This is a genomic window from Mycoplana sp. ABR4_002 (assembly GCF_056159645.1).
On sequence record NZ_JBSWVO010000001.1, the window covers coordinates 2,839,493 to 2,851,696 of the forward strand.

Annotated in this window: 15 protein-coding genes; 10 read left to right on the forward strand and 5 right to left on the reverse strand. The window is 66.2% G+C overall.

Annotated features, from left to right (window positions below):
- The first annotated feature begins 66 nt into the window (after positions 1-66).
- Both ACXAGF_RS13590 and ACXAGF_RS13595 read left to right on the forward strand, forming a co-directional pair.
- On the forward strand, positions 67-336 hold the full coding sequence (locus ACXAGF_RS13590) for a hypothetical protein (protein ID WP_475017830.1): 270 nt from the start codon (positions 67-69) through the stop codon (positions 334-336).
- Positions 337-407: 71 nt separating this feature from the next.
- Entirely contained in the window at positions 408-743 is a 336-nt protein-coding gene (locus ACXAGF_RS13595) for a hypothetical protein (protein ID WP_475017834.1), read from the forward strand.
- Positions 744-786: 43 nt separating this feature from the next.
- On the opposite strand, the gene ACXAGF_RS13600 is transcribed toward ACXAGF_RS13595, so the two are convergent.
- Entirely contained in the window at positions 787-1,662 is an 876-nt protein-coding gene (locus ACXAGF_RS13600; RefSeq protein WP_475019292.1) for a branched-chain amino acid aminotransferase, read from the reverse strand.
- A 299-nt stretch (positions 1,663-1,961) separates the two neighbouring features.
- On the opposite strand from ACXAGF_RS13600, the gene ACXAGF_RS13605 reads away from it, so the two are divergent.
- From ACXAGF_RS13605 to ACXAGF_RS13615, 3 genes are read left to right on the forward strand one after another with little or no spacing between them, the layout of a single operon-like run.
- Positions 1,962-2,396 (forward strand): MarR family winged helix-turn-helix transcriptional regulator, encoded by a 435-nt coding sequence (locus tag ACXAGF_RS13605; protein WP_475019293.1) that lies wholly within the window; start codon positions 1,962-1,964, stop codon positions 2,394-2,396.
- Between the two features lie 26 nt (positions 2,397-2,422).
- Positions 2,423-3,124, forward strand: coding sequence for a response regulator (locus tag ACXAGF_RS13610; protein WP_475017835.1), 702 nt, complete (start codon positions 2,423-2,425; stop codon positions 3,122-3,124).
- Positions 3,125-3,168: 44 nt separating this feature from the next.
- Entirely contained in the window at positions 3,169-4,554 is a 1,386-nt protein-coding gene (locus ACXAGF_RS13615) for an ATP-binding protein (RefSeq protein ID WP_475017837.1), read from the forward strand.
- 94 nt (positions 4,555-4,648) lie between these two features.
- Here ACXAGF_RS13615 and ACXAGF_RS13620 read toward each other — a convergent pair whose 3' ends face one another.
- The 4 genes from ACXAGF_RS13620 to ACXAGF_RS13635 form a co-directional block, all read right to left on the reverse strand.
- Positions 4,649-4,990, reverse strand: a complete 342-nt coding sequence (locus ACXAGF_RS13620) for a tRNA-binding protein (protein ID WP_475017839.1) — start codon at positions 4,988-4,990, stop codon at positions 4,649-4,651.
- A 91-nt stretch (positions 4,991-5,081) separates the two neighbouring features.
- Positions 5,082-5,900: a pyrroline-5-carboxylate reductase gene (gene proC / locus ACXAGF_RS13625; RefSeq protein ID WP_475017841.1), complete on the reverse strand. Its 819-nt coding sequence runs from the start codon at positions 5,898-5,900 to the stop codon at positions 5,082-5,084.
- A 2-nt stretch (positions 5,901-5,902) separates the two neighbouring features.
- Complete coding sequence (locus tag ACXAGF_RS13630; RefSeq protein WP_475017843.1) at positions 5,903-6,403, reverse strand: type III secretion system chaperone family protein; 501 nt, start codon at positions 6,401-6,403, stop codon at positions 5,903-5,905.
- A 390-nt stretch (positions 6,404-6,793) separates the two neighbouring features.
- Positions 6,794-7,054 (reverse strand): accessory factor UbiK family protein, encoded by a 261-nt coding sequence (locus ACXAGF_RS13635; RefSeq protein ID WP_475017844.1) that lies wholly within the window; start codon positions 7,052-7,054, stop codon positions 6,794-6,796.
- A gap of 206 nt (positions 7,055-7,260) precedes the next feature.
- On the opposite strand from ACXAGF_RS13635, the gene lgt reads away from it, so the two are divergent.
- The 5 genes from lgt (at position 7,261) to ACXAGF_RS13660 (ending at position 12,158) form a co-directional block, all read left to right on the forward strand.
- Complete coding sequence (gene lgt / locus ACXAGF_RS13640; RefSeq protein WP_475019294.1) at positions 7,261-8,097, forward strand: prolipoprotein diacylglyceryl transferase; 837 nt, start codon at positions 7,261-7,263, stop codon at positions 8,095-8,097.
- Positions 8,098-8,114: 17 nt separating this feature from the next.
- Positions 8,115-9,215, forward strand: a complete 1,101-nt coding sequence (locus ACXAGF_RS13645; protein ID WP_475017846.1) for a class I SAM-dependent methyltransferase — start codon at positions 8,115-8,117, stop codon at positions 9,213-9,215.
- A 103-nt stretch (positions 9,216-9,318) separates the two neighbouring features.
- Positions 9,319-10,110 (forward strand): peptidoglycan editing factor PgeF, encoded by a 792-nt coding sequence (gene pgeF / locus ACXAGF_RS13650; protein WP_475017848.1) that lies wholly within the window; start codon positions 9,319-9,321, stop codon positions 10,108-10,110.
- 23 nt (positions 10,111-10,133) lie between these two features.
- A complete protein-coding gene (locus ACXAGF_RS13655) occupies positions 10,134-11,285 on the forward strand; it encodes a M24 family metallopeptidase (RefSeq protein WP_475017850.1) in 1,152 nt (383 codons plus the stop codon).
- 117 nt (positions 11,286-11,402) lie between these two features.
- Positions 11,403-12,158: a hypothetical protein gene (locus ACXAGF_RS13660; RefSeq protein ID WP_475017851.1), complete on the forward strand. Its 756-nt coding sequence runs from the start codon at positions 11,403-11,405 to the stop codon at positions 12,156-12,158.
- Positions 12,159-12,204: the final 46 nt, after the last annotated feature.

A 12,204-nucleotide genomic window follows, 5' to 3' on the forward strand; every position in this document is an offset into this window, starting at 1 on the left:
CCAGGTTCACGTGTCACGGCCGGGGGCGTGGGACGCGCTTCCGGCGCGACCATTGGGGGAGTGCACATGGAAGCATTGACGCCACTCATCACTCAGCTCATCAGCGGCGCGATCGGAGGCAATGCCGTCGGCGCCATCTTGAAGCAGCAGGCCGTCAGCGTGATCGTCCGCACGATCGTCGGCGCCATCGGCGGCGTCGGCGGTGGCCTGCTGCTGCAGGCGCTCGGCGGCGAGGCCGGCCTGTCGAACCTTGTCGCGAATGGCCTCGGCGGCCTGATCGGCGGCGGCGTGCTGCAGGCGCTCGCCGGCATCGTCATGGGGCGCAAGCAGGCCTGATCTACGAATCGGGAACGGGCGGCAGAGCGCCGCCCCTTCTCTTCAGGCGACCCAGCTTCGGGATGACTTTGTTGGCCGATCGCAAACTTCAGATTGCCGCCGCCTTGCTGGCAGTCAACTTGATGCTTCCCCTTGCCGTGCTGCCGCTCGTTCGCACGTTCTCCGGCATGGCCGGCTTCTGGTGGCCTCTGCCTATTCGTCTGTCGGCCGCCCTGTCTGCATGGCTGGTCATTCAGGGCTTCAACATTTGGCTCTGGGCACGGTTTCGCGGACGCGCGGTGGCGGCCCTGTGCGCAATACTGCTAGCTTTGAACATCTTTGCGCTCGTGGCCACGGGCTCCCTGACGATCGCAACCGCCCTGCTCAACTGGCGAGTGTGGTTGCCGGTTCTGATCAGCCTGACCTAGTGAGATGCGGCGGTGCCGTTTGTCACCGCCGCTACCGGCCGGCCTAAGCGGCGGCCACTTCCTTCATGTAGTCGTTCATCAGCGTCTCGCAGACGGTCGACGGCGTGAAGCGGTACGGTCCGATCTCGGAGACCGGCGTGACCTCGGCCGCCGAGCCGGTCAGGAAGCACTCGCTGAAGCCTGACAGCTCCTCCGGCATGATCGCCCGCTCAACCACCTGGTAGCCGCGCCGTCCGGCCAGTTCGATCACCGTCTGGCGGGTGATGCCGTTGAGGAAGCAGTCCGGCGTCGGCGTGTGGATGACGCCGTCCCTGACGAAGAAGATGTTGGCGCCGGTCGCCTCGGCCACCTGCCCGCGATAGTCGAGCATCATCGCGTCGGCATAGCCCTTCGCCTCGGCGGCGTGCTTGGAGATCGTGCAGATCATGTAGAGGCCGGCGGCCTTGGATTCGCACGGCGCGGTCCGCGGATCCGGCCGGCGGTACTCGGCGATGTCGAGCCGGATACCCTTCAGCTTCTCCGCCGGATCGAAATAGCTGCCCCACTGCCAGATGGCGATCGCGACGTTGATGCGGTTCTTCTGGGCCGAGACGCCCATCATTTCCGATCCGCGCCAGGCGACCGGCCGGACATAGGCCTCGGAAAAGCCCTGCCGCTTCAGGAGTTCGATGCAGGCGCCATCCAGTTCGTCGACGCTGTAGGGGATCTTGAAGCCGAGGATGTCGGCCGAGCGATGCAGGCGCTGGCTGTGCTCGGTCAGCTTGAAGATGCGTCCGCCATAGGCCCGCTCGCCCTCGAACACCGCGCTCGCATAGTGCAGGCCGTGGGTCAGCACATGGATCTTTGCGTCCTTCCAATCCACGAACTCGCCGTTATACCAGATCTGCCCTTCCATTTGGTCAAAGGGAACCGCCATGATGCTTCCTCCGGCGCCGAAGCGCTTCTTGATGTTGATTCTTTCGCCCGATACGGTCTAACCAGAATGGACGTGAGACTGCATGCAGCTGGGTGCCAATCACGCTGCGGACCGGACCGCCGGACACGGCATCGGCTGATCGGCACGTGTGGACACGCCGTAACAAGCGTGCAAAAATATGTCAATAATACTGACGTATTTTTGCGAATATTGCGCGCAGCGCCGAGGCTACGAAAGGAACGTGCCGCGTGGGACGACAGACGCCGGAACGAAAGAGCGCCGTCGAGTTCTTCGATCAGCCGCTGACCGACGAGGGCGGCATCGACTTCGAGGTCATCGAGGGGTTTTTCTTCGCCTATCGCGACTTCATCTCCGATCCGGACGCGATCCTGGAGAAGAGCGGCTTCGGCCGCGCGCACCACCGCGTCGTCCATTTCGTCAACCGCGAGCCCGGCATGACCGTAGCCGATCTGCTCGACACGTTGAAGATCACCAAGCAAAGCCTTGCGCGGGTTTTGAAACAGCTCATCGATTCGGGCTATATTCGCCAGGTGGCGGGCCCGCAGGACAGGCGGCAGCGCAAGCTCTACCCGACCCGTGCCGGCCGCGAGCTGGCGCTGGCGCTGGCGCAGCCACAACAAGAGCGCATTGCGCGCGCATTCGATGGCATGACCGCGGACGACCGCAAGGCGGTGACGCGCTTCCTCGCCGGCATGCAGAACGCGCGCGGCGATTGACACGGTGCAAGCAGGATTGATCCGCGATGACCACACACGAGAGGCTCTCCGACGACGCCGCCCATCTCCTGATCGTCGATGACGACAAGCGCATCCGCGAGCTCCTGAGCCGGTACCTCACCGGCGAGGGCTTCCGGGTCACGGTGGCCGGCGACGCCGACGAGGCGCGCCGCAAGCTCCAGGGCCTGGATTTCGACCTGATCATCATGGACGTGATGATGCCCGGCGAAAGCGGGCTGCAGCTGACCGAGAGTCTGCGCGCCATCCGCACCGTGCCGATCATCATGCTGACCGCTCTGACCGAATCGACCGCCCGCATCGAGGGCCTCGAGGCCGGGGCGGACGATTACCTCGCCAAGCCGTTCGAGCCGCGCGAGCTGGTCCTGCGCGTCAACAACATCCTCAAGCGCAACGCCCAGCCGCAGGGGCCGAAGATCGAGCAGGTCATGTTCGGGCCATACACCTTCTCTATCGTGCGCAAGGAACTGAAGCGCGGCGGCGACCCGATCCGCCTCACCGACCGCGAGCAGGAAATCATGCTGCTGTTCTCCCTGCGCGCCGGCGAAACCATCCCGCGCCACGAACTGATCGGCGAGGAGACCGACGTCGGCGAGCGGACGATCGACGTGCAAATCAACCGGCTGCGCCGCAAGATCGAGGACGACCCGACCAACCCGGTCTGGTTGCAGACGGTGCGCGGGATCGGATATAGGCTCAGTACGGACTGACGACGGGGGAGCCGTCACCGGGAAAGAGACGGGCGCAAGCCGACATGACGACTTTCGAAACCTTCAAGCGCGAGATCGAGCGGACGCCGGCGACCGGCTGGAGGCGGGTCGCCAAGTGGCTGCGCCGGCAGCTGCCGACCGGCCTCTACGCGCGTTCGCTGCTGATCATCATCATCCCGATGGTGCTGCTGCAGTCGGTCGTCGCCTCCGTCTTCATGGAGCGCCACTGGCAGCTCGTGACCGAGCGCCTGTCGATGGCGGTCACCCGCAACATCGCCGCGATCATCGACCTCGCCGACACCTTCCCGGACTCCAGCGCCAATGCCGAGATCGTCCGCATCGCCCGCGAGCGGATGGACCTCAACGTCGCGATCGAAAAGGGTAACCAGCTGCCCCCGCCGCGACCGAAGCCGTTCTTCAACATCCTCGACCAGATCCTCAGCGAACAGATCACCAAGCAGATCAAGCGGCCGTTCTGGATCGACACGCTCGGCGACAGCAACCTTGTCGAGATCCGCATCCAGATGGACAAGGACACGATCCTGCGGGTCTATGCCCGCCGCAGCCACACCTATGCCTCCAACACCCACATCTTCCTCGTCTGGATGGTGGTCACCTCGCTGGTGCTGCTGACGATCTCGATCCTGTTCCTGCGCGGCCAGATCCGGCCGATCCTGGCGCTGGCGCATGCGGCCGAGAGCTTTGGCAAGGGGCAGAAGACGCCCGAGGACTTCGCCCCGCGCGGCGCCGACGAAGTGCGCCGGGCCGGCCTTGCCTTCATGCTGATGCGCGAGCGCATCGAACGTCAGATGGAGCAGCGCACGGCCATGCTGAGCGGCGTCAGCCACGACCTGCGCACGATCCTCACCCGCTTCAAGCTGCAGCTTGCGCTCGCCGGCAAGAATGCCGACCTCGAGGGCCTCAACAGCGACGTCGAGGACATGCAGAACATGCTGGAGGGCTATCTCTCCTTCGCCCGTGGCGAGTCGGAGGAGGACGTCGGCCAATTGCGGCTGAGCGAGCTGTTCGACAAGTTCGGGATGGAAGCGGAGTTGCACAACAAGGAACTGAGCAGCGAGATCGAGGGCGACGACGAGGTGCTGGTGCGTCCCAACGCCTTCGCCCGCCTCGTCGGCAACATCGTCTCGAACGCGCTGCGCTACGCCAGCAAGGTCCATCTCCAGGCGCGCCACAGCGCCAAGTGGCTGACGATCGTGGTCGACGACGACGGCCCCGGCATTCCCGAGCGCTCGCGCGACGACGTCTTCAAGCCGTTCTTCCGGCTCGACGAGGCGCGCAACCTCGATGCCTCCGGCACCGGTCTGGGGCTCGCGATCGCGCGCGACATCGCCCGCAGCCACGGCGGCAACGTAACGCTGTCCGACAGCCCGCTGGGCGGCCTGCGGGCGACGGTGCGAATTCCCGCCTGAGGATCGGGCTGGCGCCGGAGATGCGGACCGTTTGGCCCGCACCGGCCGTTGTCAAAGCGTGCAGCAGCGGACTGCGAACGCTTGTCCGGGCCGCCTAGTGCAGCCTTGCGCCGTTCGGAACGGGCCGTTCGGTGGCGGCGAGCACGATCGCCCCGCCTTCGTCGGTGAAGCCCAGCGTCAGCACCTCGGAGCGAACCGGCCCGATCTGCCGTGGCGGGAAATTGACGACAGCCAGCACCTGGCGTCCGACCAGCCGTTCCGGCGCGTAATGGACGGTGATCTGCGCCGACGATTTCTTCAATCCGATCTCTGGGCCGAAATCGATCACCAGCTTGTAGGCCGGCTTGCGCGCTTCGGGAAACTCGCTCGCCTCGACGATGGTGCCGACGCGAATGTCGACCCGCTCGAAATCGGCATAGGAAATGGTCTCAGACATCAGGTACCCCACAAATGCGAAGTGCGCGCCCCTTCGGACGCGCAGGATTGAATTGACGTTGCGGGCTCCGACGATCGGGCGGTCGCCCGCTTTACCCCGCGAGTTCCTCGGCGCGCTTGCGCGCTGCGGCGATGGCGCGATCGAACAGCGGCTGCATGCCGTCATCGGCCATCAGCACCGCCAGCGCCGCGGCTGTGGTGCCGCCCGGCGAGGTCACGTTCTGGCGTAGTTTCGCGGCGTCATCGGGGGACCGGTGCAACAGTTCACCAGCCCCCGAGACGGTTTCTCGTGCGAGACGCATGGCGAGGTCCGCCTGCAGGCCGGCCTTGCGACCTGCCTCGGCCATGCACTCGACGAGATAGAAGACATAGGCCGGGCCGCTGCCCGACAGCGCCGTGACGGCGTCGATGTCGGCCTCGGCGGCGACCCATTCGACCGGACCGCTGACCTTCAGCAGGGCGTGCACCTGGTCGCGCTGGGCCGCGCTTACGCCGGTATTGGCATAGGCGCCGGTGACGCCACGGCCGATCATTGCCGGTGTGTTCGGCATCGCGCGCACCATCGCCGCCGGTCCGAGATGGGCCTCGAGATTGGCGATCGTCTTGCCCGCCGCCACCGACACGACGACCGTGTCCTGGCCGATCAGGCCCTTCAGTGGCGGCAGCACCGCGTCCATCACCTGCGGCTTGACCGCGACGAAGATGACGCCGGCCTTGAGGCCCGCCGGGGCGACCGTCTCGTGGCGCACACCGTTGGCGGCCATCACCGCCTGCATGGCCGCCGACGGGCCGGGATCGAGAACAAGCACGGACGAGCCGGCGACACCGCTCTTGAGCCAGCCGGCGAGCATGGCGCCGCCCATGTTGCCGGCGCCGACAAGGACGATGGGGCCGGCGGAATCCGTGCTCATGACTAGGCTTCTCCGACTGTCTCGAACATCACCGCGTCGACCGCGGCCTGCGCTTCCATACCCGACCAGACGACAAACTGGAATGCCTGGAAATAGGCCTCGCAGGTTTCCAGCGCGCTCGACAGCAGCACTTCCACCTGCCTGTTGGTCGGCTCGGCACCGCCGGCCAGCAGCAACGACTGGCGAAAGATCACCACATCCTCGTGCCGCCACAGGTCGAAGTGCCCCATCAGCACCTGGCCGTTGACATGCGACAGCAACCGGATGACCTCGTTAACCCGACTTTCGGGCACCTTGATGTCGAAGGCGCAGGCAAGGTGCAGCGCCTCGAATTCCTCCATCCACGAGAAGGAGACATGGTAGTCGGCCCACTGCCCTTCGACCGTCATGGCGATTTCATCCTCGCCGGAACGCTCGAACGACCAGTCGTTGTTCGCCGCGACGAACTCGATCATGTCGACCGGGTTCGACTGGCGTGCGATTTCCAATTCCATCAGGCTCATCCGTCACCCTCTCGCCCGGCAGGCGCACGTCATCGCGATCACGCACGACACGGATGCAGCAACCCAACCCGGAAACATCACTGAATGATTGCTCGATACCGCCAGCAGCCTGACTTACTAACCCTGCCCCAAGCTGGCGTTGCGAACTCGAATCATCATTTAAAATCAGTCTATAATGGCAGAGTCCCGACACCAGCCCCCGAGGCCGATTTTGTCGCAGTCGTTGTGGACAGCGGTTGTCAAAACGATTCAGCCCGGCACCTTAACCGACTCTGCGATAAGGCTTTTTTAACGATGTCCACAGGGCCAAAAAACATGTCGAAAAAAGAGGCCGGCCGCGAAACGGATCGCGCCGGCCTCCCGTAACGTGACCTGGAAAACCGATGGGGCCTATTTCGGCTGCGCGGCAAGGCGCTCCTCGAGCGCCTCGACGCGCTTGCGCAGCGCGTCGTTTTCCTCGCGCGCCATCACCGCCATCTCCCGAACGGCCTCGAATTCCTCGCGCTTGACCAGGTCCATGCCATTCAGGAACCGTTCGGCCTGGGAGCGGAACACCGTTTCCATTTCCTTGCGCACGCCCTGGGCGGCGCCGGCGGCGTCCGTCATCAACTTGGCGAAGTCATCGAGAATTCGGTTGGTTCCGTTCGTCATCGCCCATCCTCCTCGGCTTGGACACATTCCCGCGGCAGCCGCCGCATCCTGTTTCTGAGGTAGGCGTTGAGTCCCGGCGATGCAAGCAGAATCACACCGGCCGGCAGCGCCGGCGCGCGCAGCGGGGACCGGTTCAGCAAAACCGCTTGACCATCCCCGGCCCGGACGCCATCTTCCGCGCCACGACAACCAGACCCGAGCGTCCATTGATCCCCGCCGCCGAACTCCTCGCCGTCATGACCTTCCCGAACATCGATCCGGTCGCCTTCTCGATCGGTTCGATCGCCGTCCACTGGTACGGATTGGCCTATGTCGCCGGCATCCTGCTGGGCTGGCACTACGCGCGCCGGCTGGTCACCCGCGCCGATCTGTGGCCAAGGGATAAAGCCCCGATGACGATCGGCCAGATCGACGACTTCCTGGTGTGGGCGGCGCTCGGCATCGTGCTCGGCGGGCGCATCGGCTATATCCTGTTCTACGATTTCGCGGCGGTGGCGGAAAATCCGCTGCGCGCCGTCGAGATCTGGAACGGCGGCATGTCGTTTCACGGTGGCCTCATTGGAACGACCGTCGCGATGATCCTGTTTGCGCGCAAGAACGGCGTGGCGATCTGGAGCCTGTTCGACATCGTCGCCGCCGTCGCGCCGATCGGGCTGTTCTTCGGCCGCATCGCCAACTTCGTCAACGGCGAGCTGTGGGGCCGGCTCTCCGACGCGCCCTGGGCCTTCGTTTTTCCGAACGCCGGTCCCTTTGCCCGTCACCCGAGCCAGCTCTACGAGGCCGGGCTCGAGGGAATCGTGCTCTTGTGCGTGCTGGCCGTCGCCATCTACCGCTTCAGGGCGTCGAGGCATCCGGGCTTCGTCACAGGGCTGTTCGTGGCCGGGTATGCCGTCTCGCGGATCTTTGTGGAGTTTTTCCGGGAGCCCGATGCGCAGATCGGCTATCTTGCCGGCGGATGGCTGACCATGGGGATGCTGCTGTCGCTGCCGATGCTGGCGGTCGGGCTGTGGGCGATGCTGCGCGCCCGGCGGGTAGCCGCCTGAAGCCGGAGGTCCCGCCGATGACGACGCCGCTTGCGCAGAAGATCAAGGCTTTGATCCGTACCAACGGCCCGATCAGCGTGACCGACTATTTCTCGCTCTGCCTGGCCGACCCGGAGCACGGCTACTACCGCACCCGCCCGCCGTTCGGCAGCGAGGGCGATTTCGTCACCGCCCCCGAGATCAGCCAGCTGTTCGGCGAGATGCTCGGCGTCTTCATGGTGCATGCCTGGCAGAAGCACGGCACGCCGCAGCACGTGCGCTTCGCCGAGATCGGCCCGGGCCGCGGCACGATGATGGCCGACATGCTGCGCGTGATCGAACGTCTGGCGCCCCAGCTTTACGACAGCGCCAGCTTCCACATGGTCGAGACGAGCCCGCGGCTGCGTGACGTGCAGAAAGCGACGCTCGGCGAACGGGCCGGACGCATCAGTTGGCACGAGAGCTTCGACCAGCTGCCCGGTGGCTTCCTGCTTCTGGCGGCCAACGAACTTTTCGACGCCATCCCCATCCGCCAGTTCGTCCGCACGCAGAACGGTTTTCGCGAGCGCATGGTCGGCCTCGACGCGGAAGGCCAACTGACGTTCGCCGCAGGCGTCGCCGGCATCGATCCGGCCCTGCTGCCGGCCGGCCACGGCGCCCAGCCGATCGGCGCGATCTTCGAAGCCGCCCCGGCCCGGGAGGCGGTGATGCAGGCGGTCTGCGAGCGGCTGCGCGGCCATGGCGGCACGGCGCTGGTCATCGACTACGGCCACCTCGCCAGCGGCTTCGGCGACACCTTGCAGGCGGTGCTGCGCCACGTCTTCGATCCGCCGCTCGCCCACCCCGGCGAGGCGGACCTGACCAGCCACGTCGACTTCGGGCGGCTCGCCGCCGTCGCGCGCCAGGCCGGCCTTGCCGTCCACGGACCGCAGCACCAGGGCGATTTTCTGATGGGCCTGGGGCTGGCCGACAGGGCCTCAGCCCTCGGCCGAGGGCGCGACGAAAGCCTGCAGCGCCAGATCGTCGCCGACGTCGAGCGACTGGCCGGGTCGGGCGAAGGAAACATGGGCGATCTGTTCAAGGTCCTCGCCGTCACGAGCGCGGACGTGGCGCTGGCGCCCTTCCGCCGGGCGGATTGACAGCCAAGTTCGCGCCGGTCAACATCGGCGCGAAATGAATCGGACACCCGCATTGTCCGCAAGCCCGTCGAGACCCGTCAACGTTCCGGGTCCTTTCGAAGCGATGAAGGATAATGCCTTGCTAGCTCCCGTCCAGAGCCCGCTCATCGCCCGCGCTGCCGGGGAAGCCGTGCGTCACGGCTTTTTCACCCGGCACGGCGGGACCTCGGACGGGATCTATGCCGGCCTGAATGTCGGCCTCGGTTCGGGCGATGATCGTGAGCGGGTGCTCCAGAATCGCCGTCTCGTGGTGGACTGGTTCGGCGCCTCGCCCGAGCGGCTCGCCACCGTCCACCAGGTGCACTCCCCGGACGTCGCCATCGTCGACGGAACCTTCGCCGGCGATCGTCCGACAGCCGATGCGCTCGTCACCGCAATCCCGGGACTCGTCATCGGCGTCCTGACGGCCGACTGTGGCCCGGCACTGTTCGCCGATCGGCAGGCCGGCGTCATCGGCGCGGCGCACGCCGGCTGGAAGGGCGCGCTGAGCGGCGTTCTGGAGAACACCATCGCGGCGATGGAAGCGCTCGGCGCCTCCCGGCAGAGCATCGTAGCCTGCCTTGGCCCCTCCATCAGTCGTCGCAACTACGAGGTCGGCCCCGAATTCGTCGACAGGTTCCTGGGAACGAACCCCGCCTATGCGGAATTCTTCTCTCCGTCTGTCCGGCCGGGCCACGCCATGTTCGACCTGCCGGGGCTGACGCTGAAACGGCTCGCCGAGGCCGGCATCGACGCCGAGAACCTCGACATCTGCACCTATCCGGCCGAAGCGGACTATTTTTCCTATCGCCGCACGGTGCATCGCAACGAGCCCGATTACGGCCGGCAGATCTCCGCGATCATGCTGCGGCAATGACAGACGACAGACAGGAGTGAAGCATGGCGCTACAATTCGACACCGAGGAGTATGCCAACCGGCTGCAGCGCCTGACCGCGCGGATGCGGGACGAAAAGCTCGACGCCATGCTGCTCTTCGCCCAGGAGAGCATGTACTGGCTGACCGGCTATGACACCTTCGGCTACTGCTTCTTCCAGACGTTGGTGGTCAAGGCGGACGGCGACATGGTGCTGCTCACCCGCTCCGCCGACCTGCGGCAGGCGCGCCACACCTCGACCATAGACAAGATCGAGATCTGGGTCGACCGGGCCAATGCCGACCCGGCGCTCGACCTGAAGAACCTGCTGTCGGACATGGACCTGCTCGGCTGCCGGCTCGGCGTCGAATACGACACGCACGGACTGACCGGCAGGAACGCGCGCCTGCTCGACAACCAGTTGCAGAGCTTCGGCGAACTCATCGACGCCTCCTTGCTGGTCAGCCGCCTGAGGCTCATCAAGAGCCCGGCCGAACTGGCCCATGTGGAACGGGCCGGCGGGCTGGCCGATGACGCGCTGGACGCCGCCCTGCCGCTGATCGGGCCCGGCGGGGACGAGGCGGCGATTCTCGCGGCCATGCAGGGAGCGGTCCTTGCCGGCGGCGGCGACTATCCGGCCAACGAGTTCATCATCGGCTCCGGTCCCGACGCGCTGCTGTGCCGCTACAAGTCGGGTCGCCGCCGGCTCGACGCAAACGACCAGCTGACGCTCGAATGGGCCGGCGTCAGTGCCCACTATCACGCCGCGATGATGCGTACCGTCGTCATCGGCACGGCGAGCGACCGGCATCGCGAGCTCTACGGCGCCTGCCGCGATACGATCCAGGCGATCGAGGCGGTCCTGCGCCCGGGCAACACCTTCGGCACGGTGTTCGATAGCCACGCCCGCATCATGGACGAACGCGGCCTCACCCGGCATCGCCTCAACGCCTGCGGCTACTCGCTCGGCGCCCGGTTCTCGCCGTCCTGGATGGAGCACCAGATGTTCCATCTCGGCAATCCGCAGGAAATCCTGCCGGACATGTCGCTGTTCGTCCACATGATCATCATGGACTCCGACACCAACACCGCGATGACGCTCGGCCAGACCTACGTGACGACGACCGACGCGCCGCGCGCCCTTTCACGCCATGGCCTCGATTTCATCAACCTGTGAGGAGTATCCTTGGGGAGCCGACAAATCCCGCAATTGACAGGCGCGGTCGCCGCGCAGCATAACTTTACCGGGGCAATCGAGGGACACCACAACCTCCCGCACTGCGGACGGAAACGGATGCATCAGCTGACGCCAAGGCTGGCACTCATCGGCCTTTTCCTCGCGCTCGCAGGCTGCAGCAGCACCGATGCGCTGACCCCGCCGATGGATGTCGGCGGCGGCACGCAGCAGTCCTCGCCGGTCACCCAGCGCGATCTCGATCAGGTCGCGGCCTACGACCAGCCCGTTGGCAGCGCGCAGGCGCAGGCCATGTCCGCACGGGCGGGATCGGCCGGGACGCTGGACGCCCAGGCCAGCGCACTGTCCCGCAGCCGGACCAATCCGGTCGCCAGCGGCCCCGGCGGCCTGGTGGTGGACGATCCGGCCCCCGCGCCGTCCGCATCCACGGCGCCGCCGCCGGCGGCCCCGGGGCAACAGCAGACGGCGGCACTGACGCCCGCCACCGACGGCGAGAGCATCCGCTTCCTGCCGATCATCGGCGCCCCGGTCGAGGCGGTGACCCCGCTGTCGCGGCAGCTCGGCGCCCAGGCGCGGGCCAGCGGCCTGACCATCAAGAGTTCGTCGGACAACACCAGCCGCTACATCCTGAAGGGCTACTTTTCCGCCATGCAGGACAGCGGCAAGACGACCGTAATCTATGTGTGGGACGTCCTGGACGGCTCCGGCGCGCGGCTTCATCGCATCCAGGGGCAGGACAGCGTCAATGCAACGGCACAGGACCCCTGGGCCGCCGTGCCGGCCGGCACCATGGAAGCGATCGCCCAGCGCACGATCCGGGAATATGTCAACTGGCGCAAGCAGGCGGGCGGCTAGGCGTCGCCCGAAACCTGCGGTGGTTCGCGGCGGCCGCACCCAACCC

Bases quoted from the DNA above. Each gene is read 5' to 3' on its own strand.
- ACXAGF_RS13590 (WP_475017830.1), top strand. From the start codon at position 67: ATGGAAGCATTGACGCCACTCATCACTCAGCTCATCAGCGGCGCGATC.
- ACXAGF_RS13610 (WP_475017835.1), top strand. From the start codon at position 2,423: ATGACCACACACGAGAGGCTCTCCGACGACGCCGCCCATCTCCTGATC.
- ACXAGF_RS13615 (WP_475017837.1), top strand. From the start codon at position 3,169: ATGACGACTTTCGAAACCTTCAAGCGCGAGATCGAGCGGACGCCGGCG.
- ACXAGF_RS13620 (WP_475017839.1), bottom strand. From the start codon at position 4,990: ATGTCTGAGACCATTTCCTATGCCGATTTCGAGCGGGTCGACATTCGC.
- proC (WP_475017841.1), bottom strand. From the start codon at position 5,900: ATGAGCACGGATTCCGCCGGCCCCATCGTCCTTGTCGGCGCCGGCAAC.
- ACXAGF_RS13630 (WP_475017843.1), bottom strand. From the start codon at position 6,403: ATGAGCCTGATGGAATTGGAAATCGCACGCCAGTCGAACCCGGTCGAC.
- ACXAGF_RS13635 (WP_475017844.1), bottom strand. From the start codon at position 7,054: ATGACGAACGGAACCAACCGAATTCTCGATGACTTCGCCAAGTTGATG.
- ACXAGF_RS13645 (WP_475017846.1), top strand. From the start codon at position 8,115: ATGACGACGCCGCTTGCGCAGAAGATCAAGGCTTTGATCCGTACCAAC.
- pgeF (WP_475017848.1), top strand. From the start codon at position 9,319: ATGAAGGATAATGCCTTGCTAGCTCCCGTCCAGAGCCCGCTCATCGCC.
- ACXAGF_RS13655 (WP_475017850.1), top strand. From the start codon at position 10,134: ATGGCGCTACAATTCGACACCGAGGAGTATGCCAACCGGCTGCAGCGC.
- ACXAGF_RS13660 (WP_475017851.1), top strand. From the start codon at position 11,403: ATGCATCAGCTGACGCCAAGGCTGGCACTCATCGGCCTTTTCCTCGCG.